The following is a 23,896-nucleotide window of genomic DNA, read 5'->3' as shown; positions in this document are numbered from 1 at the left end:
GCTAAAACTATCTAAGGCTTTGCTGTTGATCCAGTTGATCCAGTTGATCCAGTTGATCCAGTTGATCCAGTTGATCCAGTTGATCCAGTTAAGCCAATCAAGCTTCAAACCCAACCACACTCTTGACCTCAAGTTCACTTGAAGTAGTACAGTCACCACTTATTAGCATGGCGCAATGGTAGGAGTGGTAACGCATGTTAGAAGATACGGTAAATACAGAGGATAAAATTGCTCTGGGGGCCGGACAAAAGCGGGTGTTGTTCAGCTTGGCTGTGGTACTCATTTTGCCTACGCTTGGCATGAGTAGTATCAATGTCTTGTTGCCAACACTTGCTGAGGAGTTTGGCGTGGGGCAGGCATTGGTGAATTGGGTCGTTGTGGCATATTTGCTTTCGCTTACCGCGTTTATTCTTGGTGCTGGCGCTGTTGGAGATAGTGTTGGCCGAAAAAGGGCACTTCGCATTGGGATCAGCGTCTTTTGTGTGGGCTCCATTGTCGCTGGGCTGAGCGTAAATCTTTGGATGTTGATTGCTGCTAGGCTGTTCCAAGGCATTGGCGCTGCGTTGTTATTATCTCAAATATTTGCACTGGCAAGCGTTGTGATGCCAAAGCGTAAAGTTGGACTTGCAATGGGGTTACTCGGTACTACCGCTGCGATTGGCACGGCACTGGGGCCATTGCTAAGTGGCGCAATGCTAGAGTGGTTATCATGGCAGTTCACTTTTTGGTTGATGATATTGCTTGGTGGTGCAGCTTACTTTTTAATAGCAAGATTTCTGCCTGATGATGTCGCAAGTCCACCTGAGCTACAGCGTTTTGATGTTATTGGAAGTGTGTGGCTGTCAGTGTCATGCCTATTTTATGTGTTGGCTATGCCATCGAGTAGTTCGTTTAGCCTTGTCTTGCATAGCGTATTTTTCTTCTTTTCTGTGGCTTTTATCTACTGTTTTGTACAAAGCCAAAAGCATGCTCAATTTCCACTTGTGAGTTTGGCTTTTCTGAAACACAAGCTACGCAATACCTCGTTAATCGTGAGCTTTATTGTTGACGCCATCGCGATGTCGACATTAGTTGTCGGGCCTTTTTATCTCACTTATGCGTTAGGGCTGAGCCCGGTCACGGTTGGTCTTATTGTGTCTATCGGGCCTTGTATTGCTGCTGTCGCTGGTTATCCGTCAGGCGAGGTGGTTGATCATTTTGGCATCGCGTTTGCCATGTTTTTGGGCTTGCTGATGATCCTTATTGGGACAATTAGCTTTGCAATCCTACCTTCATTATTTGGACTTTATGGCTATGTTGTGGCGTTATTTGTGTTAACTCCCGGAAGGCAGTTGTTTCTAGCGGCTCACCATACCTTTGTGATGACGACAGTAGCCGAAAAAGAAAAGGGCATGGGGTCAGGGCTCATTAATTTATGTAAAAACTTAGGGTTAATGACCGGAGCCTCATTACTTGGTGGTGTATTTAGCCTGTTGTTGCAGGTCAAGAGTGCGACCTTGGCAAGCTCTGCACAGCTTAATATGGCATTTTCAATGACCTTTTTACTCGCCGCACTGTTTATTTTGGTATCGCTCGTTGCCGTATTTGTGATTAGCCGAAAGCAAGCGTTTTAAAACAGGAATGCGTATTTCGAAAAATTTTTTCCGCCTTTTTTCAAACTTAAGGTTTTCTTAATTTTCGCTTTTTAAAGTTTTTACATCAGAACAGGAAAGGTGTGAAAACGATGGGTGAAGCACTACAAGCAACAAACTCACAAAGTCGTCTTAGATGGGCAAACAAGACTTGCGGTGCGCGCGCTGAATTGGAGCACGCTATCCACAGTGGTTTTGCCCATGCTTTTGGCGCTGACATTCATGAGTATTATCCCCTTTTAAGCCATTTAAACTACCGCCAAAGCGATTGCTTTTTAGGTCTTAGATTTGCAGCCAAAGACGCATTATTTGTGGAGCAGTATCTTAATCGTGCGGTAGAGCAGTGCCTCTCAACGGTTTCAGATCGTAATCATATCGCAGAACTTGGCAATTTGTTCTCAACAGGCCGAATGGCAACGTTAAGCCACTTTATTGTACTGACTCAAGCACTGCTTGAGAGTGATATCCGCTACTTGGTGTTTACGGCAACCAAACAAGTACGTGCATTGATGAAGTTATGCCAAGTCGAGGTTAACAAGATTTCTTTGGCACACGGCACTATCGCCTCAGCCAAAGATTATGGCAGCTATTACCAATGTGCTCCCATGGTTTGTTCGGTCGATTTACATCAAGCCCTGCAGGTGATCACAAACACTGAAATGTATCAACACTTACTACAAGGACTCGAGGTCGAAATCGCGAGCTTAAAAGAGGCATTTTTATATGTGTGATTTCTTAAAAAAACTGCCACATCAAGACAGTGATGTGATTTTACAACAAGGGCAAACTCGTCTCACTTTTGCTGAGGTAAAGTCTTACACGCAAGCATTGGCTGAGCGCTTTATTGTGATGAGTGGCGAGAGTGTTGCGGTCTCTCTAGACAACTCTATCGCTTGGTTATTGGTAGATTTTGCACTATTACAAGCGAATAAAGTGTCTATTCCAGTACCTCATTTCTTTACCACAGCGCAAGTTGAACACACCCTTGAGCAGTCAAAAGCAAACTGGTTGATCAGCGATACCAAGCTTGAAAATAGCGCTGAATATTCGGTGTTAGATGTCTATGGTCAAGCAATCTATGTATATCAAACTAGGTGTGAAAGCACGGGAGCCTATTTTCCTAAAACGCAAAAGATCACTTATACCTCAGGTTCAACAGGCGCACCAAAAGGCGTATGTCTGTCGGTTGAAAACCAGCTTGTTGTGGCGAGCAGTTTATGCGAAACCATCGCACTTAATCGGCCTAAGCACTTATGTTTATTGCCGCTACCAGTGTTGCTAGAAAACATCGCGGGTGTGTATGCGCCGCTACTCAGTGGTGGCATGGTTGAGGTAACCGAACTTGCGTCGCTAGGCTTTTCGGGGAGCCAGTTGCTATATCCACAAAAGTTGCTGCAAAAGATAAGTGAAGTACAACCAAATAGCTTAATTTTAGTGCCTGAGCTGCTGCGTTGCCTGATAAGCGCTGCACAGCAAGGGTGGCAACCCCCTGCAAGTTTACGCTTTATTGCGGTCGGTGGCGCTAAAGTTGACACTGAACTGCTACAGCAAGCTAAACGGCTGGGCTTACCTGTGTTTCAAGGGTATGGGCTTTCCGAGTCGGGCTCTGTTGTTGCATTGAATACTGGTGAGCAAGATGGCAGCGTTGGTAAGTTACTGCCTCATATTCAGGCACGTATTGTGGCAGATGAGTTAGAGATCAAAGGTAATAACTTTTTAGGTTACTTAGGCGGCGAAGCGATAGCCCAAGATGCGTGGTTAAAAACCGGCGATAGAGTGTCCAAGCGTGAGCAGCATTTTGTCATCGAAGGTCGGCTAAAAAATCTTCTGATCAATAGCTTTGGACGCAATATTTCTCCCGAGTGGCCGGAGTCCGTTTTGCTTGCTTATGTACCTTTACTGCAATGCGTGGTGGTGGGTGATGGCAAGCCATTTTTAACGGCGCTTATTTACACCCCGACACAACTAACAGCTGCTGTGATTGATAACGCCATTGAGCTTGCCAACCAGCAACTCCCTGATTACGCCCAAATAAAATGTTATGTGCGCGTAGAGGAAGCCTTTTCGGTAGGTAACGGCATGCTTACCGCGAACGGGAGACCTAAACGCGACGTGATTTTAGCTAATTTCGCGCAGCAAATTTCAGCGCTTTACTCCCAGAATCAATACGAAGCGGCAGAGCCCATAGCTTCGGTTTAAAAGGAAAACGACAATGAGTAACTTTTACCAAACCCTACAATCCGAAACGGAACAAGCGCGCCAATATCTTCTAAGCGCACCCATTATTCATGATGTTTTTCATGGTCAGATCACCAAAGGCCAATACGTTTCATTTTTACAGCAGGCGTTTCATCACGTAAAGCACACAGTACCACTCCTTATGGCGTGTGGCGCAAGACTAGATGACAGTAAAGAATGGTTGCGAGAAGCGATAGGGCATTACATCGAAGAAGAAATGGGACACCAAGAGTGGATCCTTAATGATATTGCCGCCTGTGGTGTGGATAAAGAAGTAATACGTCATAGCATGCCAAGCTTCGCAACTGAAATGATGGTGTCTTATGCGTACGACAGTATCGCTCGTAAACATCCATTGAGCTTTTTTGGCATGGTTAATGTGCTTGAGGGCACTTCCATCGCACTTGCCGATGATGCAGCTCGTCAAATTGCGAAGAAACTTGGTCTGCCTCGTAGCGCATTTTCCTATTTAACATCTCATGGCGCGTTAGATGTTGAGCATATTGACTTTTTTGCAGGGCTGATGAACAAGATCAGCTGTGAAAAAGAGCAAGCGGTCATTATTCACAGCGCTAAACAGTTTTATCGCTTGTACGGCGACATATTCCGCAATATTGAAGCGGTGCCTGCAGGTGTTGAATTTGCGGAGGTAGGTTGATGAAAGCAACAAAACTTGCCGTTATCACCGGGGGATCTCGGGGGATCGGTCGGGCCATTAGTAAACAGTTGGCCATGCATAATTGGCGTTGTTTGCTGATTGGTCGAGACAGCGAAAAATTAAAGCAGGTGATAGCGGGGTTATCCGGAGAACACGATTATCTTGCTTTGGATATCACCGCTGAGGACGCTGCGACACAAATCGCGAGAAAAGCGGCGACTATGGGTGGGGTTGACTTACTCGTCAACAACGCGGGCATTAACACCATGGCTGGGTTTGCTGAAATTTTACCAACTGACTTAAAAAAGCAGATGGAGACGAATTTATTGGCGCCCATGCTAGTTAGTCAAGCCTGTTTACCACAACTGATCTCAAGTCATGGCACCATAGTTAACCTAGGTTCAGCGTTTGGCTCTATCGGCTTTCCATATCAAAGCAGTTATTGCGCAAGCAAGTTCGGTTTGCGTGGTTTTACAGAGGCACTGACGCGGGAGCTCGATAACCAAGTAGCGGTTAAATATCTCGCGCCACGCGCAACCACAACTGAAATGAATGACGACCGCGCGACAGCTGTAAACCATGCACTCGGCAATCAGATGGACTCGCCAGAGGTCGTCGCACAAGCCTTTATGAAATTGCTCCATAGCAACACCAAACGTGCTGCCATTGGTTTTCCTGAACGATTTTTTGCGAGACTCAATGGCTTGCTACCAGAGCTTGTTGATAACGCATTAATCAAAAAAGTGAAAACCATCCAAACCATTTTTTCCACTAAGGAGTCATTACGATGAACGCACTAAAAACCTTGTTAGCTTCAGCAACATTACTGGTATTCAGTCAAGGTGCTTGGGCAGCATTTGACGATGATCTTAGCCAAGTCCAAACTAAATGGGCAACGGTAAATTATGAAACCGAAGGCGATGCCCAAGAAAAAGCATTTGAAGAGCTGGTTAAGCAGTGCGTGGCATTTGTTGAACAATATCCAGATCGCGCTGAAGCTTACATCTGGCGTGGTATTGTGCAGTCGAGCTTTGCAGGAGCGAAAGGTGGCTTGGGGGCGCTTGGTCTTGCCAAAGATGCAAAAGCCTCATTCGAAAAAGCCATTGAACTTGATAAAAACGCACTGTCTGGTTCTGCATTAACGAGTTTAGGCACGCTCTATGCTCAGGTCCCAGGCTGGCCAATTGGGTTTGGCAGCGATAAAAAGGCGAAAAAGCTGTTCCAAGAATCATTAGCGATCAATCCGGCAGGAATTGATGTAAACTATTTCTATGCACAGTTTTTATATGACGAACGTGATTATAGTGCCGCACTTGCGCACTTAAAAAAAGCGCAGAATGCGCCAAGCCGTCCGGGTAGAGAAAAAGCCGATGAATACCGTCAAGAAGAAGTGGCACAGCTACTGGCTAAAGTCGAAAAAAAGCTAAAAAGAAGGAATAAATGAGGCTATTACTTGTAGAGGACGATGAGCTACTGGCACAGGGGCTCATCGCATCACTCAAAAAAGAAGGGTATGCCATTGAGCATGCGTCGACGCAAAGACAAGCAATCAGTTTTGTTGAATCTGGTGAATTTGAGCTGGTGGTGCTTGACCTAGGTCTACCCGACGGAGATGGTTTAGCGGTACTCAGGGCGCTAAAAAAAACCAAATCGCAAACCGCTGTGCTCATTCTAACGGCGAGAAATAGTCTTGATGATAAAATTGCAGGGCTGGATTTAGGGGCTGATGACTATTTGGCTAAGCCGTTTGAGCCAAAAGAACTGTTTGCGCGTTTACGGGTGATTGGTCGACGCTTCACCAAACAAGTGAGCAGCACCTTGAGCTGCAACGATGTCGTGTTAGATCTTGCCAGTCACGAGGTGCTTGTAAGTGGTAGCGCTCAAGAATTACCTCGTAAAGAATATATGCTACTCAAGGCGCTGATGGAAAACAGCGGCCGTGTGCTGTCTAAAACTCAGTTAGAATCTAAGCTCTATGATTGGGGAGAAGCTTTGGGCTCTAATGCTATTGAGGTGCATATTCACCACCTCCGCAAGAAAATGCCCGACGGATTTATCAAAACGCTGCGTGGCATTGGCTACGTGGTTGGCAAGGGGGCTTAGTGGGCACGAGAAGCTCGCTTGGAGGTGCTTCAATAACGAGAAAGTTGACCCTAATTTTAGTGTCAGCTTTGGTGCTGACTGCATCCATGGCCCTGCTACGGGGTTATCATTCCAGCATGGCGATGGCACAAGCACAATTAGACAGCCATTTAGAGTCCATCGCAACACTCGTTAATACTCAAGTTACTGCGACTACCTTGCCCAGTAGTGTGGGTAACAACGCATTTTACTTTTTAGTGCTTGAGCACAATCAAGTTGTTGCGGGTAGTGAGCTACTTGCTAAGTACAAGAACAAGCTTAAATATCATGCTGGGTTTAGCACCCAAAATGTGGGGGCGACTAGACTCAGAACCTTCAGTGAAGCGTTTGGCGAAAGGCAAATACTGGTGGCTGAGCCGGTACAAAAGCGCTTTGCCCTTGCTGAAGGCATGATTGTCTCCGCAATGACGCCATTGGTGGTGATCATGCCGTTTCTTGCGGTGTTTATCGCATGGATTATTTATACGGCGTTAAAGCCTTTACGAGATCTTTCTAGAGAGCTTAGACGACGTAACCCCAAAGACTTTACGCAGCTGGCAGTGCAAAGCGACAAAGCGGAAGTGGCAATCGTTATCGCGACGCTAAATGACCTCTTTCAAAAAGTTGAAGTCGCGTATCTTAAAGAGCGTTATTTTGCTTCCGATGCCGCTCATGAGTTAAAAACGCCGATCGCAAGCTTAAAAATCCACCTGCATAATTTAACGCACGATACTAAGCATCCCAGTGCCATTGCTATGTCAAAAGGGCTTGAGCAGCTAAACCATGTGGTTGAGCAAATGCTGACGTTAGCGCGTACAGAGCCAGAACTGTGGCATAAGCAATTTGCGCAGCAAGACTTAGTGGTATTAACTCAAGACTTGATTGCTAACTGTTACCCGAGAATTGAACAAAAATCACAAAATATCAGCTTAGAAGCGTCAGAAGCGACCATAGAGGGCTGTGAGTTCACATTAACCACATTATTTTCTAATCTAATTGGTAATGCTATTAAATACACGCCAATTGAAGGTGACATAGAAGTAAAAATTCAGCAGCATGCGCAGCGGGTTGTATGGCAAATCGATGATTCGGGTTGTGGTATGTCGGATGCGGAAATAGAACGAATTTTTGACAGATTTTATCGCGTTGGTGGAGATAAACACCCTTCAGGGGAAAAAGGGGCAGGTTTAGGAATGGCGATAGTCAATCATATAATTGCAATTTACCATGCAGATATCTCTTTTGCTCGTAGTCATTTAGGCGGGCTTAGAGTTTGTGTAAATTTACCGAGGGGGCTGGATGCTAAGGACTAAGGTCTCTTCGCTGTCTTTCGCGCTTGGTTTGCCTTTGGCGACCTGTAGTTTCGCCTTGTGGGCGGAAGAAAGTTATACCGTTATTCTTAAAAATCATTTGTTTACACCTGCACAAGTTGAGGTTCCTGCAAATCGTAAAGTAAAGCTCATCATCGAAAATCAAGACCCTCAAGTTGAAGAGTTTGACAGTTTTGATCTTAATCGTGAAAAAGTGCTTTTTCCGAACCGTAAAAGTGTGATTTATATCGGCCCGCTAGCACCCGGTGAATATAGTTTTTTTGGTGAATTTTCACCAAATACAGCACAAGGTATCGTTATCGTGAAGGAGCCAGACAATGCTTCTTAATGCGGTGGTGGTGAGCGTGAACCAATTATTACCAGTAACTGTACTTTGGGTACTATTAGCACAATGTACCAATGCTGCTTTACCGCTTAAAACGACACTCATCGCGTTAAGTGCGGGGCTAATTGGTTGTTTTGGCATATGGTTTTTGGGTGGGGAAATAGCCTCGAGTTTTGATTATCGCGGGTTCGAGTTATTGCAAATAGGTCTGTTACTCAGTTTATTTTGCTTAATGATTGCAACAAAGCGCACCGGACATACGGCACTTGCTGCCTTGGCCTTTGGACTTGCTGTGGTACTGTATTTGCACCATTTGGCAAGCTTTGCGTTCTCTTATTCAAAGCCAGCGGATGGTCAAACCCTCGCTATTGGCACCTCGCTTGGTGTGGGGATCTGTTTGAGCTTTTCTATTCTACTCTTTTTTTTCCTTGATTGGTTGAAGAGTAAGCACTTACCTTGGTTGTTGCTGTTGTTATTGGCTTTACACGGTGCGAGTAAGGTGTCGATTGCATTGGACTTGGCGCTTCAAGTGGACTTAATTAGTGCCGCCAGACTTGAAATAGACTTGCGACAGATTGTGGACGAACACAGTGTTGTTGGTCGAGTGCTAAGAGTATTAGTGGGGTATGAAGCAACACCAAATGCTGCGACGCTTGCAGGGTTTGGAGGCGCGTTGATTACGTTCTTGGGATGTACATATTGGAGAACAGCGCATGCGAAATAATGTTTTACTCGCGCTGCTGGTGAGTTTCTTTGGGATTGTAGCGTTTAGTGCAAAAGCGGATGGTATGGTGGTGGACAAAGTTTATCATCCATACGTTTTACCGCTTGAACGTGAGTTGGAGTGGCGACTACTATCTCGCCAAACCGAGCAAGGGAATGTGTTGGCACAGCGTTTAGGACTTGGTTGGAGCCTCACCGAGACAATGACCATCGAAGGTTACGCAATAGGTGAGCGTGACGATGAGGGCAATTTTGACTTGGCAGCTTACGAGCTAGAGTCGCGGTGGCAATTTGTAGAGCAAGGGCGCTACTGGGCGGATATAGGCATGTTGTTCGAGCTTGAAAAACGCCATAAATTCGATGCCTATGAAGCAACCGCAGGGTTTTTATTTGAGAAGGAATTTGGCCGCACGAGCCTTACCATGAATGCATTTTTGGTGAGGGAGTGGGGTAAGGACATTGAGGATGAATGGGAATCTGAGTTTAGAGCGCAACTGCGCTACCGCTTGTATAGTGCTTTTCAGCCTGCAATTGAAGTCTATGTCGGAGAAGACTTTTTTGGTGTTGGTCCGGGGTTTATCGGATTGCATCGATTCGAAGGTCAAAAACAGCTGAAATGGGAAGCGGGTTTTATTTCGGAGATCAGCCAATCCGGCAAAGATCATAGCTTTAGACTCGCATTGGAATTTGAGTTTTAAGCGCCGCTTTTACTTTGTTTAAATAAAGGGGGAGATGCAGCAAAAATGTCATTAGCTTATGGTGCATCTAGCTGCTAACTTTAGAGTCGAACTATAGATATCAAGGAAACGATATGTATCGCACGCTAACTTTATTGGGGTTGTTGTTCGTTAATAGTGCTTATGCACAGATTGCACTTGAACGCGATATTCAAGAGCACATCGTGGTTGCGAACAAAGTATCTTTGCAGGTTTATCATGTTGCGGGCAATGAACCTGCCGTTGTTTTTGAAAGTGGCTCTGCAGCGCCTGCCATTTATTGGACACCAGTAATGATGGGTCTCGCGCAGCAAGTACCCAATGCATTGGTGGCCTATAACCGTGAAGGTTATGGCAAAAGCGAGCTTAGCCGCAGAGCTTATAGTATTGATACGGATAATCGTAATCTTCGTGAAGTGTTGAGAACGCTTGATATTCGGCCGCCATTTATTTATGTCGGTCATTCATACGCATACTATGTAATGCAAAACTACATCACCTATTATCCAGATCAAGTTGCAGGCTTGTTATATGTTGACCCTGTGACCGTTTACTTCATCGATAAAACCCATGCCTTAGCGCAGGATAAGCTACTAAAACCCTTGAGTACTCTGCCAGAAAATACCTTCGGTGAAGCTCTGCGCCGGGAAACTCAAGCGCTAAGTGAAACCGTTGCGAGTGTTCGGGCGCATCAAGCACCTGATCATATACCGTGTCGTGTTATCGTTGCCCAAAGACCATTTGATCCAACTCAGCGCGATGTTAAAGCATGGCGAGAAGGACAAGAAGCGTTGGCATCACATTGTGATTCTGAGCTAATTATAGCCAAGGGGAGTGACCACACGGTACCTATGAATGCCCCGCAAGTGGTTGTCGAGCAAGTGGTGCAATTAATTCGGGAATTAGAGTCAAAAAAGCCTCTCTAGCTTTATGAATATTTTATTGCAATCTCTATTATTTACACAGGGTTAGGGGAATAATGTGTTTAAAAAATAGGGTGTTGAAAAAGCCGTGAAAAAAATATTGATATTTGTCATTAGCAAGTCATATTGATGATTAAAAATACATTGACTTAGGGCGGAATCCCTATATGATGTTCATAGACAGAATTTGAGTCAGTGTTTTAAAATCTCCATTACGTTGTTGTATAAGTGTTTGCTTGTAGTAGTACCGTCCTGAAGTTTTATCCACTCTACAAATTTAGGTCTATGCGCCCACATGGGCATAGCTCATCAATGCGCAGCATTGGTTTTTGTTTTTATATCAGGATTAGTATTATGTCTAACACTCTTACAGGTACCGTTAAGTGGTTTAACGAGTCTAAAGGTTTTGGTTTCATCGCTCAAGAAAATGGCCCTGACGTGTTCGCACACTTCAGCGCAATCAAAGGTGACGGTTTCCGTACACTTGCTGAAGGCGAGAGAGTAGAATTCACAGTTACTGACGGCCAGAAAGGTCCTCAAGCTGAGAACATCGTTAAGCTTTAATCGCTTAATTGATGAAGAAAAAGCAAGCTAAGGCTTGCTTTTTTTGTGCCTAAAATTTTGCTATTTGCTCCCTCGGGTTGAGTGAATAATGAACAAGCTTGTATAGCGCGGCTAGACAGATTAACCCCTCAAATTAGCATTGTATTTCTGTGTGTCTTGGCGAGATGTTCAAGCGTATTGATCGCCGAAGCATAAATCTCTCGCGATGTTTTATTGAGCCCGCCGCTAGCTGCTGAGATTTCAAATGTACGCTTCATATCACCAAGTAAATTGATTTTTTCGTGAGGATTTTCAGTTATTGATATTGGCGCGCCGATAGCCATCATTTGGCCTGAATCAATAAATCCTCCTTCGAATAGTTCTCGGGACATAGCCCGTACTTCCGCAGCTGAAATGTTGTGAACGTTGTAGTTAGAGGCAATAGTTTGCCAATTATGTTCGGCACAGTTTGCGGTTTGGCTAATGGAGACTCGGGTGTCTTTCTGTACTGCCTGAGCCTCTTTTGGTTGATGCGGGCTATGGCTGCTATAAGTTTCTGGTGATCCAACCTCCTGGGTTTGGCTAACAAGCATAGGTAATCCTTTAGATGATGAAATGTAGATCAATAATTGAGCAATTATCGTGCCGCAACATTTTGGGTAGCTGTTCTTAATTCAATAGCGAGTTAAAGAAGAATATAGAGGACGCTCCACTCACTTTTACAGTATCATATGTCCATGATACACAGTCTTAAAAGTGATACGGTTAATTATGTCTTTACCACCTTGCCCCAAGTGCAATTCTGAATATGTTTATCAAGATCAAAGTCAGCTAATATGCCCTGAATGTGCTTACGAATGGGATCCAAACGCGACTGCTACCGAGGACGACATTCAAGTAAAAGATGCCAATGGCACACTATTAGTGGATGGCGATAAAGTCACTGTGATTAAAGATCTTAAGATTAAAGGCAGCTCACAAGTCATTAAGATTGGCACCAAGGCTTTGGTAAGGCGTGTGCTGGATAAAAAAGACCACGAACTTGACTGCAAGGTTGATGGTGTTGGTGAAATGATGGTGACAGCGAAGTTTGTTAAGAAAGCAAATACTTAAGTGGATAAGTGTTCAGAAGTTATGGAGTTTTAAAGTTGCTCCAGTGGGCTGAGGGTGGTGCCGAATCTTGTGCCAATAACATGAGTATATCTTTCAGTTGTACGAATATCAGTGTGGCCCAAAAGCTCCTGAACAGTTCTGATATCGGTTCCGTTGATTAATAGTTGTGTTGCAAACGTGTGTCGGAAAGTATGAGCTTTAACTTGTTTTGGGATATTGCATTGCTTAACGGCGCTCCTTAGCTGTTTTCTAAAAGCGGTTTCGTGTATGTGATGCCGGCAAATATAGCCATCATGGGGGTGCTGACAGCGAGTAGTGGAAGGAAAAAGGTACTGCCATGAAAGATCTTTAGCTGCATTTTTATATTTTTTGATAAGAGATACAGGCAAAGATGTAAAACCAAAGCCCGCTTTTATATCTTGCTGATGTACCATGGTTGCATATTCGATTTGCGTCGTTAATTGCGAATGCAATGACTTGGGCAGCAGCGTATATCGGTCTTTTTTGCCCTTTCCTCTAAATACAAATAGAGTGCTATTAGTAAAGTTGATATCTTTTATTCTCAGGTGTAAGGCTTCGTTTATTCTGAGCCCACAACCATAAAGAAGAGATGCGACTAATTGATACTTGCCATGTAGCTTAGAGATAATCATCATTGCCTCCTCATGAGTTAGTACACATGGGATTGCTTGCTCTTTTTTAGTTAGCGTGTATTTTAACCCTTGAATTTCCCGCTGTATCACATAGCGATATAAAAAAATAAGGGCACACAACGCTTGGTTTTGCGTTGCGCTACTAACTTGCTTGTTGACCGCAAGGTGGTTTAAAAAACGCTCAACTTCTTGATTGCCCATTTGCTCAGGGTGCTTTTTATCATTAAACAAAATGTAGGACTTAACCCAAAATAGGTAGGACTTCTCTGTTCTGATGCTATAGCGTTTTGTTCTAAGCTCTAGCCTAACAGACTCTAAAAATGGTGATCTAGGCATTTTGAATCCTTTGTTTACTGTTTATTTATACAGTTATAAGTGACAGGTAACAAAATTGCAAGGTAAGCTGCCTAATGTTTTAAGAAAAGATCAATAACGAGAAATAAAAAGGCTCGGATATCTCGTAAGTGCCATTTAAAACTGAGTATTTTTAATATGTTAGCTATTTGCAACTTGTTCTTAGCGAGCCAATTTGTGGCTCGGATAAGTCCCAACTCGTTTTTTCAGGTAGTTTGCATGTTGAAATGACAAAGTTTGGCTGGTAACTTACTAAAAATATTAAATAAAGTTAGCTTGAATGTTGTATTCATTTCTCTTGTGGATAAGTGAGATATTCAGGAATTCATGCTAATAAGCTGTTATATGAACTTTGAGGTCTGAGTGTACTTACCAGCTAGTGTTTATAAAAATACATTGCGCCTAATTGGTGTTTTATTTATATGTGTAGGAGTGCTCTTAGGTTACTCAGCTTTTGAAGCATTATTTGACCCTAATGTAACCATTAATTTAAATGGTGTTGAGAGGAGTGATGCTGAAGCCAAAATGTTCAGTTTGATTTTACCCATAGTATTAATATTAGCTGGATCAGGACTTTGTATTTCAAAAGGTGAAAATTTAACGAGTCTACATAAAGCCAGAGAAACCTTTTGGGCTATTTTTCACGGTAAATAGTTCATATAACAAGTGCCTAAACCAAAGGACGCAAAACAGCAGGCTTGCGCTCCTTCGTCGCTAATTTTAGCCTGCTATTTTGCGCCGGTTAGGCAAGCGTTATGTGCAAGGAGTAACATGACACAGCAGAACAAATTTGAGATACTCTTATCTGTTTCAAAGCATGAACTTGGTCACTGGATTTCTGCAAAATCATTTAATTTTAATGAAGACTACATAAGAATTCTTTATAGATCACATTGGAATGGAAATATTTACCCCGATGCATATTGTAAGAGCTTTCCGCAGGCTGATTGTCCCGATATTGAATCCGTATATCAATATTTAGAAAATAGAATAGTATGCCTTCAATCTGGGGTTGCTTCTGAGTTTATGATATCAAGTGACGGAAAGATAGATATCTCAAAAGTTGAAGAAGCATACAAAGATAGCGCGTCCAATGATAACAAACAGATAAACGAATTGATCAATATTGCTCGTGGAATAAGGTTTGCTGGAGAAATTGATTCAAAGTATGAGATGAACCAAAAGCAAACAATAGCTGATGAGTGCTGGAGAAAAACAGAAGAAATAATAGTAGAACATTATTTCTTCATTTCAGAAATGTCTAAATTGATGGCAGATGAACTTATCATGTCTACACATGGTGTTAAGTTTGAAAGAACGAGAATTGAGCATATCTATCTGCAGCACATAACAAGTCAATCCAGCCGACCGCCTTCGGCGGCGGCTGATTGAGGCGTTATGGTGCGGGAATGAAAATCCTAATAATTCTATCGCTTTTGTTATGTTCATTTACGGGTAAAGCATATGATTATATTTCAAATGTGGAATGCTCCAATAACCTTGAATTAGAAATCATAGCTAAAAATAAAGTGTCAACGTTCAGTTTTTGGGATAACTTTAAGTTTAATAATGATTTACCATTAGTTTTTGGCAGTCTAGTAGTTAATAATCCAACTAAAAATCACAATATATTTACTACTAAGTCCATAATATTGAATATAAATGGGGTAACAAGTAGAGCCTATGAGAAAACTAATGCATCTGTTGCAATTGATCATGCTGGGGTTACTATAGAACCTGGCGGTTTTTTAAGTTTGTCGGTTTATTGGCCTGTAAGCGAACCTATAGATAAAGTGCTTAACAAAATGAGTATTGAGTGCGTAGATGCACCATAACAAGCGCATTAAGTACGGGACTGCTAACAGTTTGCTCGGTTCCGCTTCGCTTCACATTTTAGCAAACTATTATCAGCCCCTTATGCGGGCGTTATGAATCACATGGAGTCATATGAAAACGGATAGATTTTTTAAATGGATTTGGAATTTTAATGGGTTAGTTTTATTCATTGGAATCGTTTTAGGGACACTTTTTATTTCCTATCAAATAGCCTCAGTCTTTTTTAAAGATGATGTTGTAGAACAGCCAACATTGAACTTGGCTCAGGACGATAAGAAAGAAGAAAAATGGAGTTTGGGTTACCCACGAAAAGTTGGTAATACTGATTTCCATTTTATCCCGCTAGAATCAGAGAAACTTTCTGTAGAGAAAAAAGAACGAGGCAGAATGTATGAAAATTTTAGTGGTGGCAGCTATACGCCTACTCGGTCTAAGAATGTTCTTCTAATAAATGGAAATACAAACCAAGCCGCATGGTTATTTGATTCAATTGAACAACTAATTATTGATATTAAGCCATTAGTTAATAATGAATTTAACAAAAACTCAATTACTCGTGGAATATCCTATGAGGTTATAAATAGCGATACAAATAAAGATAGTAAGTTGGACTATACAGATAAACGTACCTTTGCTTTAAGTAAAGTAGACGGCTCAGGATACACAGAAATTATTTCAGGGTATAACCGTATAGTTGAATCTAGCTTAAATTCTGAAGGTAATCTTTTTGTTGTATTCATCAACAATAATGAAGTGTATTCAATGGTTATAGATTTACTTACATTCAAGGTTGTAAACAAAAGCTCTTTGCCCAAAGTAGGTGATTCATAACAAGGCAATTATAAATGGGACGCCTAAAGCTTGGCTGGCGCTCATTCTTCGCTAATTTTAGCCAAGCTTAATGCGCCCCATATTGCGGCGTTATGTGTATAGTCGTCACTATGGAGAAAGGTTCTAGTGAAAGGAAAAGTTAAATGGTTTAGCTCTGAAAAAGGGTACGGTTTTATTACTTCTGAGCTCGGTGATGATCATTATTTTAATGTACAGGATATTATTGGGGCAGACCTTCCTGATAATGGTGACCAAGTTGACTTTGAATCAGCTAAATCGGCAAAAGGCTTTCGAGCAAAAAATACTAGAATAATATCAAAAGTTATAAAAGAAGAACGCAGAGACGATAGAATTGAATGCACGGAATGCTCTCGTAAAATAGTTCCTAGAATAATTACAGATAAAGGGAGCTTAGATCATTCTGTATGCCCATATTGCGGTACTTGGATTGAAGACTTTTCTATATTACGTAACCTTATTGGTGGTGTTTTTAATTTGGCAGTTAAATATCCCATACCTGCGTTAGTCATTGTAGTAATTGGTTTAATTGCTGGCAATTCATAAACACATAACAAAGCCATGAAGAGCGGAACCGTAATAGTTGGCTCGGTTTCGCTCCGCTTCACATTATAGCCAACAATTACTTTTCCGCTTATGGCGGCGTTATAAGCCAAGGAGGCATCTTGAGATATGTCATATTACTTTTAATTCTTTTTCTTTCTGGCTGTAAAAGTACAGCGCCTGAATTAAAAATTGAGGAAAGAACCTTATCTCAACATTTGGTTCAAATTGCTAAGGAGAATACCAATTTCATAGGCAAGATAAGAATGGATAATCGACCCCACTATCAGCATTTTGATAATTCAGGAATAGATCTAACAGAGTTATGGTTTGTAACTGGTGACGGCTTACTTAGTGATAGAAATGGTTACGCAAAGCTTAAGAAGTCCCTGTCTGAGTTTTGTGAAATTAATGGTGGTCGGTATTCCACATACGAAGTCAAAGGTGATTTTGAAGTGCTACACTTTAAGTTGCCTACAATGGTTTCCACCATTCATGCTTTTGCCTCAAGAGACGAGCGAGTATTTATTCATGAGTGCAACGGCAGTAAAGCTATAAAATATTCAATAGCACTTAATCATGGAGATTCTGAGACAACAGCAGCGGATACTGTCGTAGCAAAAGTTAGGGTTGCAGCATTCGAAAATAATGGAAATTTAAGCAATTCAGATTTTCGCAATTCATATGATTTTATACTGGGACAGGTTACTAAATCTTGGCTAAGTACATATTAAACCAAGGCTTATAACAAGCCACTAAAGCGGGACTCGTAATAGTTGGCTCGGTTTCGCTTCGCTACACATTTTAGCCAACTATTACTCGCTCCTTAGTGGAGCGTTAAGTTTCTAGGACGGTTAGTGAGCCTTTTAAAATTCATAATCTTTTTTTAGTATTGTTTCCAATTAGCAACGTACTAGCTTGTGTAAGCAACCTTGAAGAAATAGAGTTAAACTCTATCAAATACGAGTGGGAGCAGGTAGTTGACCGTGATGATACAGTTTTGATCTATGTTTCGGCTCCAGAACAATACAAAGACTGGAGCCTTTATGAAATAAGCATTAGCCGTGAGATCAAACCGTATTTGAAAATCCCATTGAGTATAAAGGTACATAAGAAAAAGGCATCAGCCTATGCTGAGTTACCGAGATCTATTGCAGACGGGTCTGAACTTAATGTGAAATATGGCTTTAGCAGGTGCACCCAAGCTAAAAAAGTAATGCAATTGAAACTTAACAAGCGCCTAAACTCCGACAATGATTAGTTGTCATGGTTTTGGCAAACAACGCAAAAAGCCATGCCAACACATTGCGTGTTAGGCGGGCGTTATGTGTAAATAATGAAATGGAATCCTTTTATGTCATCTAAAACAGAAAATGTGATTGTCGCTAGTGATGTAAACCCAAGAGATGGTATAGGCGTCGAGTTGTATGACGGTGACACGCTCTTAGTTGAAATATTTCGAGATGACACAGAAAGAACCAGAACTGTAACTGTCTTTCAAGAAAATGTTCCACTTGAGCGCATGGAACGAGCAATAGAGTTATTTAAAAAAGAAATTCCTTGGGACTTCATAGAATATGACGAAGAATAATTACAATACACATAACAAGCACATTAAAAATCGCCCGCAAAAAGCGCGGGCTGGACTCGCTAACGCTCGCCTTTTATGTGGGCGTTATGTGCTTTCGGAAAATGAGTAAATCTATGAACGAAAATTTAGATGTTTTGGCATTTCAGTTCTTTAAGCTGTTTTCCCAATATGAATTCTCTTTAAAAAAACACGGTTACTTTCAAGGAATACGTAATGGTAGGTCAATAATCGTTGACTGGGATAGATTTGTTAATGAGCAGATAGGAGCTAACTTTCTTAATCTTCTTGGTGAGAATAGAGCGTCTGCTGAGTACATTTTGGAAAATCCACCGAAAAGGCAAGTTGTAGATGAAAACAACAACATTGTTTGGGAGCCTGTACCTAACAATGAGAGGAACATACAAGCATTGTTTACTCATATATCGAGAATGCGGAATAATATGTTTCATGGTGCTAAATTTAATGGCACTTGGTTTGACCCTCAGAGAAGTAATTTACTGCTGTCACATGGTTTAATTGTCTTAGAGCATTTTAAGTACTTAGTCGATTTTGAGTAACGCACATAACAAGCAATTTAAGAGGAATTCACAACGCTTGGCACTTTTGCTTTTACTTCAAATTTAGTGTTTATAGCACAATGCTTTAGGTTTGAGTGTAGGCGTTGTTCACCCCTTAATTGGGCGTTAGCTGCTAAAGGGAGCCACATTGAAAACAGCATTTATCGAAAACAGCCCTTTGAGCTTTGAAGATTTTCATGATCGTGATTGGATCAAGGAACTATTTTCCCTGACAGAGAGCTCTGGTTTTAAGGATAATATTGATGACTTTGCTGCCCAGTGGTGGGGTTCTGCTCGAATGTTCACATTACCTTGGCTTCTTGTCAGCGGAGTCCATAGTCTTGCAGAAGAACATCGACCTGTTTCCTTAGACCAGGTATGGAATGAATACCTGAAAATTGATGGGTTTAATGGTGCGCTATGGAAGACAGCCGAAAACGCTTATTGCTCTTTATACTACGCGTACGAAAACTTGGTTGTCAGTATTTTAGCTAAATTGTCAGGAGACAAAGTACGTGTCACTGATAGGAATTTCCATAGAACATTTTCTAGCTGTTTATCCGAAAAATTACTTGGTAACGTGTGGTCTTCACCAAAGGTCGTTTTAGCTAAGGAAATTAGGAACTCAATTGTGCACAATGGCGGGAAATGTACTCCTAAACTGGAGCGACTTAAGTTTTCGTCATTGAGCGAAACTGGCGATGTTATGATTTCGGCAAGCGACACTAGAGAACTGTATAATTTTCTTAAACCACTAGTTATGATGGTCGTTAAAAGCGCGGTTGAACGTGAAAGCAGCTAACAAAACCATCCACCAGACGCCTTCCCGACGCGCCTTTTGTGCTTGGCGCGAGCGCCAGTTTAGCACAAAATGCACTCTGGTCAGTTACTGGTGATGGCAGCGTTGAGGCTGTAGAATTACTCTTTTCAGGTACTGGATTGTTGGTTTTGGATTGACTATTTCTTAACCTTGAATCGAGTTGGTTACTGTGATCTAATAGCTATTATTCACCCACGGTAATCTGTTATGGCCAACTATAAGCCAGACTTATCCCGCCAAAATAAATTCATTTCTATCAATTTCGCTGAGCAAATTTTGCCTGGTACATTTGAATATGCCCTTTGTTATATTGTCGAAAATAAACTCGACTTGTCGAGCTTTGACGCGTGGTATAACAATGATAAATCGGGCGCTGCGGCGTACCCGCCTGTTGTGGTTCAATAAATCCGGACACTACTTTAGGTGGTATCATTACCACCTGACACTGCTGCGTCAAATACGGCTGTCAAATTTGATCAATATCTAAAAACCAAATCTGACAGATTAACAGTTAGCCTTGTCTAAACTAGGCTTATATTTTTTTAGACTAGATTTCTGCAGCGACCACCGAAATCTCAACAAGTAATGCATCACGAGCCATGCTCGCTTCTACACAAGCGCGAGCTGGTGCATAACCTTCAGGCACCCATGCATCCCACACTTCGTTCATTTCTGCAAAATATTTCATGTCTTTAATATAAATTGTCGCAGAAAGAATGTGTTTGCGGTCGCTGCCTGCTTGAATAAGTAGCTCATCAACTTTCTCAAGCATGGTTTCAGTTTGTGCCCTAATTCCTTGCTCGGCGTCTTTACAGACTTGGCCACATAAATAAATAGTACCATTGTGTTTTACAATGCGGCTCATTCGTTGTTTGGTGTCAATTCGTTCAATCACTGTTTTTCCTTTCTAATCGTTACTGTAATCGGCAGGTTTAGGCTGAAATGTTATCTCTTTTTTATAAGATGAGCTACTTGCTTGGTATTGGTTTTGTGAAAAGCATCGACGGTTAATTGCTACCTACACAAATCAAGATACGTGAGAGTATTTTGAACTAAAGCAATTGGGTTTAGCTACAGCTCTAAAACGCGTCGGTAAGCTTCTGTTTTACTAATCTTAGTAAATGCACTACGTAGTCTCTCAACGATCGCTAAAGGTAACTGGTTGTTCGTTGCAAGGTAACCTTTTACCGAGAGTGCTTCCACATCGTATAAAAAGGTAAAGTGGTCAGCAGGAAGGTTAAGCTCTATGGCCATGGTTTTGATATAACGCGGGTCATCAATCACTAAATCAACCCTATTTGCGACGAGTAACTCATATGATTTTTCGATGTCGCTGGTTTGAACAAAGTTAAATCCAAGTGCTTTAAGTGTGCCTTCGGCGATATCACCACGCTGAACTGCTATTTTGTATTGCCTGGCATCCTCAAGTGATTGAATTTTTATGTCCTCACGATAGCGATTGGTAACAAACCCTAAATGAAACACAGCAACGGGGCCAATCCAATGAAAGCTGTCTTCTCTCGCGGGGGTCTTTGCGATGCTATAAATCAAGGTATGTTTGTCATGCTGCGCTAATTTAAAAGCTCTAGCCCAAGGGTAAATAGAAAACTGTCCCTCGAGTTCAGCTGTTTTTAAAATCGCTTTGACCAGATCGGTACTTGAACCTGCAACTTGGTGGTTTTCTATGGTTTGATTGGGTGGAGAAAGTTCCGTAACAACCTGCAATTTAGCCCATAAGGGCAACGGGCTATTCAGCAAAATAAAAAGTAGTAGACGTCCAACAACAGCATTCGTCATTACTAAACAACTCCACACGTTAATGCGTTAATCTATATTTAGCATAGATGGATTTTATTTTTCCGTCATTAACCATTCGTCGCAAGGCGATATTTATTTCCGTTTGTAGCTCAGTTAGATGAGGCTGCAAGCGCATATGTACGGGTAATCGGCTTATTTCATAGCAAGACTGAAATTTGCGATACTTTGGTTGTTGTGAAATATAGTAGTCTGCTGTCACCGAGCCAATCATGATGTAGTCTAAACGCTCATGTTCAAGCTGTGCGAGCAGTTCTTTCTCCGATACATTTTCATAAACTACGATCTTGTCTTCGCCCAAGTGCGCTTCAAAATTATCGTAACGATATCCTCTTACTTTGCCGACCAATGCGCCGTAAAACTGCTCAGGCCTATGCTTGCCTACACAGCGAGATTGATACCCAAGCAGTACTTCGGTTGAGAAGGCATAGTCGATGCTGTAAATCCCCGGAACGTCTGCTTCGGCCCGCCATACTTTATTGATCCCAGGTTCAATATCTATTTTTCCTTGGTCGAAATAGCGCTGTCCTCTGGCGACAGAGAGCGGCATAAACTCAAATTGGTGTGAAGTCAGTTTTGCCAACTCTTGAAAAATGTCGACAAAAATACCTTTGGGTTTTCCCTGTTCTTCAAAATAGTAAGGAGGATTAGCACCGTGATAGACCAGTACGGTATAGATCTTCGCCTGCGCTAAGCCGCTTATTAGCAGCAGGGAAAGTATTACTATTTGAAAACACCGCATCGTAATCTTCAGGCTAAAGTAAAGGTATCTTCATAATATGCATGATTTTTAAGCGATGCAATTAATCCTTTCCTGATACCGTATCGAGATAAATACACCAGACTGATTAGTTGTCACAAGCTATAAATATGGTGAATACTACTTATATTATAAATTGTCGACAATTTATAGTCTGGTTGGTTGACGTGCGCGTCAACCAGCACTATATTGTCTACAACTTAAATTACTAAGACTGGCTAACTAATGATGAGCTTTTTTGACGAGCAAGCGGTTACTTCTTCTGATAAAGCATTCTTTCGTATGCGTAAGGAAATTGTAGAAGGTGAAATAGCGGCAGGTTCTAAGCTCAGCGAAATGGAATTGTCGACAAAGTATGAAGTCAGCAGAGCGGTTGTTCGCGAGGCAATTAATCGCTTGGAGTCATGTCACTTAGTTGAACGTAAAGCCAATGTAGGGGCCCGGGTTGTTACTCTCACACCGGAAGGGTTAATGGAGCTTTATCAGATCCGTGAAGCACTAGAAGGGATGGCGGCAAGGCTTGCAGCACAAAACATGACTGACACTGAAATTCAAGACTTAGAAGGTTTGTTGTCGAGTCAATTCGATGAAGTCAAAAACCAACATTCTTATTATCAAGAAGCGGGCGATCTTGATTTTCATTACCGCATTATTCTTGGCAGTAAAAATGCGAGTCTTATCTCTATGCTAGTCAATGGACTGTACCACTTGGTACGTATGTATCGTGTGCAGTTAGGGATGGCCGGTCCCCGCGTCACCACGGCATTTGACGAGCATAAACATATCGTTCGTGCGATCAGTAACCGCGATCCTGAACTGGCAGAAATACTGATGCGTCGACATATTCAATATTCTAAAAATAATATCGCAACCAAGTTAGCAAGCAATCAATCACACTTTTAAGAGAGAACATCATCATGAGCGCAGGAAAAAAATTTCGTGAAGCATTAAAAGCCAATAAACCGCTTCAAATCGTCGGCACTATCAACGCATATAGCGCGACGATGGCAAAGAAAATCGGTCATCAAGCTATCTATCTTTCTGGTGGTGGCGTTGCTAATGCATCTTATGGTTTACCTGACTTAGGAATGACATCTCTAAATGATGTAATTGCAGATGTAAGTCGCATTACCTCGGCTTGTGATCTACCTTTAATGGTCGACATTGATACTGGATGGGGCGGCGCATTCAATATTGCAAAAACCATCCGAGATATGGAAAAAGCAGGTGCAGCTGCGGTACATATGGAAGATCAAGTAGCGCAAAAACGCTGTGGTCACCGTCCAAACAAAGAAATCGTGTCGACAGAAGAAATGGTTGACCGTATTAAAGCAGCAGTTGATGCGCGCACCGATCCTGACTTTTTCATTATGGCAAGAACAGATTCGTTTGCACAAGAAGGGCTAGAAGCGGCAATTGAACGTGCAAAAGCTTATGTTGCAGCAGGCGCTGATGGCATTTTTGCAGAAGCGGTACAAACTGAAGAACACTATCGCGCATTCAGCGAAGCACTTGATGTGCCCATCCTAGCGAATATCACTGAGTTTGGTAAGACAGAACTTTGGAACAAAGCTGAGCTAGGTGAGTGGGGCGTAGATATGGTGCTATACCCATTGAGTGCGTTCAGAGCGATGAACAAAGCGGCGGAGCTGGTGTATCAGTCTATTTTAGAAAATGGGGACCAGAAAGCGGTACTCGATACCATGCAAACCCGAATGGATTTGTATGATTACCTTGGCTATCACGATTATGAGCAAAAGCTCGATGCATTATTCGCCGAAGGTAAAAATAAGTAA

At 42.1% G+C, this 23,896-nt stretch carries 31 protein-coding genes; 26 read left to right on the top strand and 5 right to left on the bottom strand.

Going from position 1 to position 23,896, the window contains the following annotated elements; genetic code table 11:
• Window positions 1-194 precede the first annotated feature (194 nt).
• From L3V43_RS17815 to L3V43_RS17755, 13 genes are all read left to right on the top strand, one after another.
• Window positions 195-1,613, top strand: coding sequence for an MFS transporter (locus L3V43_RS17815; RefSeq protein ID WP_237117025.1), 1,419 nt, complete (start codon window positions 195-197; stop codon window positions 1,611-1,613).
• Between the two features lie 110 nt (window positions 1,614-1,723).
• Window positions 1,724-2,362, top strand: a complete 639-nt coding sequence (locus L3V43_RS17810) for a thermostable hemolysin (RefSeq protein ID WP_237117026.1) — start codon at window positions 1,724-1,726, stop codon at window positions 2,360-2,362.
• A complete protein-coding gene (locus L3V43_RS17805) occupies window positions 2,355-3,830 on the top strand; it encodes an AMP-binding protein (RefSeq protein WP_237117027.1) in 1,476 nt (491 codons plus the stop codon). Before L3V43_RS17810 ends, L3V43_RS17805 begins: the two co-directional genes overlap by 8 nt.
• 13 nt (window positions 3,831-3,843) lie before the next feature.
• Window positions 3,844-4,527, top strand: a complete 684-nt coding sequence (locus tag L3V43_RS17800; RefSeq protein WP_237117028.1) for an iron-containing redox enzyme family protein — start codon at window positions 3,844-3,846, stop codon at window positions 4,525-4,527.
• Complete coding sequence (locus L3V43_RS17795; protein WP_102058321.1) at window positions 4,527-5,318, top strand: SDR family oxidoreductase; 792 nt, start codon at window positions 4,527-4,529, stop codon at window positions 5,316-5,318. The genes L3V43_RS17800 and L3V43_RS17795 overlap by 1 nt, the downstream gene beginning before the upstream one ends.
• Complete coding sequence (locus tag L3V43_RS17790) at window positions 5,315-5,971, top strand: hypothetical protein (protein ID WP_010603827.1); 657 nt, start codon at window positions 5,315-5,317, stop codon at window positions 5,969-5,971. Before L3V43_RS17795 ends, L3V43_RS17790 begins: the two co-directional genes overlap by 4 nt.
• On the top strand, window positions 5,968-6,630 hold the full coding sequence (locus L3V43_RS17785) for a response regulator (RefSeq protein WP_235368825.1): 663 nt from the start codon (window positions 5,968-5,970) through the stop codon (window positions 6,628-6,630). The genes L3V43_RS17790 and L3V43_RS17785 overlap by 4 nt, the downstream gene beginning before the upstream one ends.
• Complete coding sequence (locus tag L3V43_RS17780; RefSeq protein WP_237117029.1) at window positions 6,630-7,961, top strand: ATP-binding protein; 1,332 nt, start codon at window positions 6,630-6,632, stop codon at window positions 7,959-7,961. The genes L3V43_RS17785 and L3V43_RS17780 overlap by 1 nt, the downstream gene beginning before the upstream one ends.
• Window positions 7,948-8,307 (top strand): cupredoxin domain-containing protein, encoded by a 360-nt coding sequence (locus L3V43_RS17775; RefSeq protein ID WP_237117030.1) that lies wholly within the window; start codon window positions 7,948-7,950, stop codon window positions 8,305-8,307. The genes L3V43_RS17780 and L3V43_RS17775 overlap by 14 nt, the downstream gene beginning before the upstream one ends.
• Window positions 8,297-9,028 carry a hypothetical protein gene (locus L3V43_RS17770; protein ID WP_237117031.1) on the top strand — a complete coding sequence of 244 codons (732 nt, stop codon included), beginning with the start codon at window positions 8,297-8,299 and terminating at the stop codon, window positions 9,026-9,028. Before L3V43_RS17775 ends, L3V43_RS17770 begins: the two co-directional genes overlap by 11 nt.
• Window positions 9,018-9,725, top strand: coding sequence for a hypothetical protein (locus L3V43_RS17765; protein WP_174169585.1), 708 nt, complete (start codon window positions 9,018-9,020; stop codon window positions 9,723-9,725). The genes L3V43_RS17770 and L3V43_RS17765 overlap by 11 nt, the downstream gene beginning before the upstream one ends.
• A 113-nt stretch (window positions 9,726-9,838) precedes the next feature.
• Window positions 9,839-10,669: an alpha/beta hydrolase gene (locus tag L3V43_RS17760; RefSeq protein ID WP_102058327.1), complete on the top strand. Its 831-nt coding sequence runs from the start codon at window positions 9,839-9,841 to the stop codon at window positions 10,667-10,669.
• A gap of 351 nt (window positions 10,670-11,020) precedes the next feature.
• Complete coding sequence (locus tag L3V43_RS17755; RefSeq protein WP_010603820.1) at window positions 11,021-11,230, top strand: cold shock domain-containing protein; 210 nt, start codon at window positions 11,021-11,023, stop codon at window positions 11,228-11,230.
• A gap of 128 nt (window positions 11,231-11,358) precedes the next feature.
• On the opposite strand, the gene L3V43_RS17750 is transcribed toward L3V43_RS17755, so the two are convergent.
• Complete coding sequence (locus L3V43_RS17750; protein ID WP_237117032.1) at window positions 11,359-11,802, bottom strand: hypothetical protein; 444 nt, start codon at window positions 11,800-11,802, stop codon at window positions 11,359-11,361.
• A 178-nt stretch (window positions 11,803-11,980) separates the two neighbouring features.
• Between L3V43_RS17750 and L3V43_RS17745 the strand changes: the two genes are divergently transcribed.
• Window positions 11,981-12,322, top strand: a complete 342-nt coding sequence (locus tag L3V43_RS17745; protein ID WP_010603818.1) for a zinc ribbon domain-containing protein YjdM — start codon at window positions 11,981-11,983, stop codon at window positions 12,320-12,322.
• A 29-nt stretch (window positions 12,323-12,351) separates the two neighbouring features.
• Here the strand turns inward: L3V43_RS17745 and L3V43_RS17740 are convergent, their stop codons facing one another.
• Window positions 12,352-13,311 (bottom strand): integron integrase, encoded by a 960-nt coding sequence (locus tag L3V43_RS17740; protein WP_237117033.1) that lies wholly within the window; start codon window positions 13,309-13,311, stop codon window positions 12,352-12,354.
• A 381-nt stretch (window positions 13,312-13,692) separates the two neighbouring features.
• Between L3V43_RS17740 and L3V43_RS17735 the strand changes: the two genes are divergently transcribed.
• The 10 genes from L3V43_RS17735 to L3V43_RS17690 all read left to right on the top strand — a co-directional run bounded on the left by L3V43_RS17735 (window position 13,693) and on the right by L3V43_RS17690 (window position 19,930).
• Window positions 13,693-13,983: a hypothetical protein gene (locus L3V43_RS17735; RefSeq protein ID WP_211868879.1), complete on the top strand. Its 291-nt coding sequence runs from the start codon at window positions 13,693-13,695 to the stop codon at window positions 13,981-13,983.
• A 117-nt stretch (window positions 13,984-14,100) separates the two neighbouring features.
• The gene (locus L3V43_RS17730; RefSeq protein ID WP_237117034.1) at window positions 14,101-14,721 is read left to right on the top strand and encodes a hypothetical protein; all 621 of its coding nucleotides are present in this window, start codon (window positions 14,101-14,103) and stop codon (window positions 14,719-14,721) included.
• Window positions 14,722-14,738: 17 nt separating this feature from the next.
• Window positions 14,739-15,164: a hypothetical protein gene (locus tag L3V43_RS17725; RefSeq protein WP_237117035.1), complete on the top strand. Its 426-nt coding sequence runs from the start codon at window positions 14,739-14,741 to the stop codon at window positions 15,162-15,164.
• 112 nt (window positions 15,165-15,276) lie between these two features.
• Window positions 15,277-15,996, top strand: coding sequence for a hypothetical protein (locus L3V43_RS17720; RefSeq protein WP_237117036.1), 720 nt, complete (start codon window positions 15,277-15,279; stop codon window positions 15,994-15,996).
• Between the two features lie 126 nt (window positions 15,997-16,122).
• Window positions 16,123-16,560, top strand: a complete 438-nt coding sequence (locus L3V43_RS17715; RefSeq protein ID WP_235367418.1) for a cold shock domain-containing protein — start codon at window positions 16,123-16,125, stop codon at window positions 16,558-16,560.
• Window positions 16,561-16,679: 119 nt separating this feature from the next.
• A complete protein-coding gene (locus L3V43_RS17710; protein WP_237117037.1) occupies window positions 16,680-17,291 on the top strand; it encodes a hypothetical protein in 612 nt (203 codons plus the stop codon).
• A 620-nt stretch (window positions 17,292-17,911) separates the two neighbouring features.
• Complete coding sequence (locus L3V43_RS17705; RefSeq protein WP_237117038.1) at window positions 17,912-18,148, top strand: hypothetical protein; 237 nt, start codon at window positions 17,912-17,914, stop codon at window positions 18,146-18,148.
• A 113-nt stretch (window positions 18,149-18,261) separates the two neighbouring features.
• Window positions 18,262-18,705: a hypothetical protein gene (locus L3V43_RS17700; RefSeq protein ID WP_229604058.1), complete on the top strand. Its 444-nt coding sequence runs from the start codon at window positions 18,262-18,264 to the stop codon at window positions 18,703-18,705.
• A 148-nt stretch (window positions 18,706-18,853) separates the two neighbouring features.
• The gene (locus L3V43_RS17695; RefSeq protein WP_237117039.1) at window positions 18,854-19,507 is read left to right on the top strand and encodes a hypothetical protein; all 654 of its coding nucleotides are present in this window, start codon (window positions 18,854-18,856) and stop codon (window positions 19,505-19,507) included.
• A gap of 225 nt (window positions 19,508-19,732) precedes the next feature.
• Complete coding sequence (locus tag L3V43_RS17690; protein ID WP_237117040.1) at window positions 19,733-19,930, top strand: transposase; 198 nt, start codon at window positions 19,733-19,735, stop codon at window positions 19,928-19,930.
• 142 nt (window positions 19,931-20,072) lie between these two features.
• On the opposite strand, the gene L3V43_RS17685 is transcribed toward L3V43_RS17690, so the two are convergent.
• The 3 genes from L3V43_RS17685 to L3V43_RS17675 all read right to left on the bottom strand — a co-directional run bounded on the left by L3V43_RS17685 (window position 20,073) and on the right by L3V43_RS17675 (window position 22,082).
• A complete protein-coding gene (locus L3V43_RS17685) occupies window positions 20,073-20,420 on the bottom strand; it encodes a RidA family protein (protein WP_010603817.1) in 348 nt (115 codons plus the stop codon).
• 176 nt (window positions 20,421-20,596) lie between these two features.
• Complete coding sequence (locus L3V43_RS17680; protein WP_237117041.1) at window positions 20,597-21,322, bottom strand: transporter substrate-binding domain-containing protein; 726 nt, start codon at window positions 21,320-21,322, stop codon at window positions 20,597-20,599.
• Between the two features lie 19 nt (window positions 21,323-21,341).
• Window positions 21,342-22,082, bottom strand: coding sequence for a transporter substrate-binding domain-containing protein (locus tag L3V43_RS17675; RefSeq protein WP_217448611.1), 741 nt, complete (start codon window positions 22,080-22,082; stop codon window positions 21,342-21,344).
• A 246-nt stretch (window positions 22,083-22,328) separates the two neighbouring features.
• On the opposite strand from L3V43_RS17675, the gene L3V43_RS17670 reads away from it, so the two are divergent.
• On the top strand, window positions 22,329-23,003 hold the full coding sequence (locus tag L3V43_RS17670; RefSeq protein WP_237117111.1) for a GntR family transcriptional regulator: 675 nt from the start codon (window positions 22,329-22,331) through the stop codon (window positions 23,001-23,003).
• A gap of 14 nt (window positions 23,004-23,017) precedes the next feature.
• Window positions 23,018-23,896, top strand: coding sequence for a methylisocitrate lyase (gene prpB / locus L3V43_RS17665; RefSeq protein ID WP_237117042.1), 879 nt, complete (start codon window positions 23,018-23,020; stop codon window positions 23,894-23,896).

The organism is Pseudoalteromonas sp. L23 (assembly GCF_021728455.1).
GTDB lineage: Bacteria > Pseudomonadota > Gammaproteobacteria > Enterobacterales > Alteromonadaceae > Pseudoalteromonas.
This window is presented reverse-complemented; position numbering and strand designations above follow the sequence as displayed.

Excerpts from the sequence above, each read along its gene's own strand:
- L3V43_RS17815 (WP_237117025.1), top strand. The coding sequence starts at position 195 with ATGTTAGAAGATACGGTAAATACAGAGGATAAAATTGCTCTGGGGGCC.
- L3V43_RS17810 (WP_237117026.1), top strand. The coding sequence starts at position 1,724 with ATGGGTGAAGCACTACAAGCAACAAACTCACAAAGTCGTCTTAGATGG.
- L3V43_RS17805 (WP_237117027.1), top strand. The coding sequence starts at position 2,355 with ATGTGTGATTTCTTAAAAAAACTGCCACATCAAGACAGTGATGTGATT.
- L3V43_RS17800 (WP_237117028.1), top strand. The coding sequence starts at position 3,844 with ATGAGTAACTTTTACCAAACCCTACAATCCGAAACGGAACAAGCGCGC.
- L3V43_RS17795 (WP_102058321.1), top strand. The coding sequence starts at position 4,527 with ATGAAAGCAACAAAACTTGCCGTTATCACCGGGGGATCTCGGGGGATC.
- L3V43_RS17790 (WP_010603827.1), top strand. The coding sequence starts at position 5,315 with ATGAACGCACTAAAAACCTTGTTAGCTTCAGCAACATTACTGGTATTC.
- L3V43_RS17785 (WP_235368825.1), top strand. The coding sequence starts at position 5,968 with ATGAGGCTATTACTTGTAGAGGACGATGAGCTACTGGCACAGGGGCTC.
- L3V43_RS17775 (WP_237117030.1), top strand. The coding sequence starts at position 7,948 with ATGCTAAGGACTAAGGTCTCTTCGCTGTCTTTCGCGCTTGGTTTGCCT.
- L3V43_RS17770 (WP_237117031.1), top strand. The coding sequence starts at position 8,297 with ATGCTTCTTAATGCGGTGGTGGTGAGCGTGAACCAATTATTACCAGTA.
- L3V43_RS17765 (WP_174169585.1), top strand. The coding sequence starts at position 9,018 with ATGCGAAATAATGTTTTACTCGCGCTGCTGGTGAGTTTCTTTGGGATT.
- L3V43_RS17760 (WP_102058327.1), top strand. The coding sequence starts at position 9,839 with ATGTATCGCACGCTAACTTTATTGGGGTTGTTGTTCGTTAATAGTGCT.
- L3V43_RS17755 (WP_010603820.1), top strand. The coding sequence starts at position 11,021 with ATGTCTAACACTCTTACAGGTACCGTTAAGTGGTTTAACGAGTCTAAA.
- L3V43_RS17750 (WP_237117032.1), bottom strand. The coding sequence starts at position 11,802 with ATGCTTGTTAGCCAAACCCAGGAGGTTGGATCACCAGAAACTTATAGC.
- L3V43_RS17745 (WP_010603818.1), top strand. The coding sequence starts at position 11,981 with ATGTCTTTACCACCTTGCCCCAAGTGCAATTCTGAATATGTTTATCAA.
- L3V43_RS17740 (WP_237117033.1), bottom strand. The coding sequence starts at position 13,311 with ATGCCTAGATCACCATTTTTAGAGTCTGTTAGGCTAGAGCTTAGAACA.
- L3V43_RS17730 (WP_237117034.1), top strand. The coding sequence starts at position 14,101 with ATGACACAGCAGAACAAATTTGAGATACTCTTATCTGTTTCAAAGCAT.
- L3V43_RS17725 (WP_237117035.1), top strand. The coding sequence starts at position 14,739 with ATGAAAATCCTAATAATTCTATCGCTTTTGTTATGTTCATTTACGGGT.
- L3V43_RS17720 (WP_237117036.1), top strand. The coding sequence starts at position 15,277 with ATGAAAACGGATAGATTTTTTAAATGGATTTGGAATTTTAATGGGTTA.
- L3V43_RS17705 (WP_237117038.1), top strand. The coding sequence starts at position 17,912 with ATGTCATCTAAAACAGAAAATGTGATTGTCGCTAGTGATGTAAACCCA.
- L3V43_RS17700 (WP_229604058.1), top strand. The coding sequence starts at position 18,262 with ATGAACGAAAATTTAGATGTTTTGGCATTTCAGTTCTTTAAGCTGTTT.
- L3V43_RS17690 (WP_237117040.1), top strand. The coding sequence starts at position 19,733 with ATGGCCAACTATAAGCCAGACTTATCCCGCCAAAATAAATTCATTTCT.
- L3V43_RS17680 (WP_237117041.1), bottom strand. The coding sequence starts at position 21,322 with ATGACGAATGCTGTTGTTGGACGTCTACTACTTTTTATTTTGCTGAAT.
- L3V43_RS17675 (WP_217448611.1), bottom strand. The coding sequence starts at position 22,082 with ATGCGGTGTTTTCAAATAGTAATACTTTCCCTGCTGCTAATAAGCGGC.
- L3V43_RS17670 (WP_237117111.1), top strand. The coding sequence starts at position 22,329 with ATGAGCTTTTTTGACGAGCAAGCGGTTACTTCTTCTGATAAAGCATTC.
- prpB (WP_237117042.1), top strand. The coding sequence starts at position 23,018 with ATGAGCGCAGGAAAAAAATTTCGTGAAGCATTAAAAGCCAATAAACCG.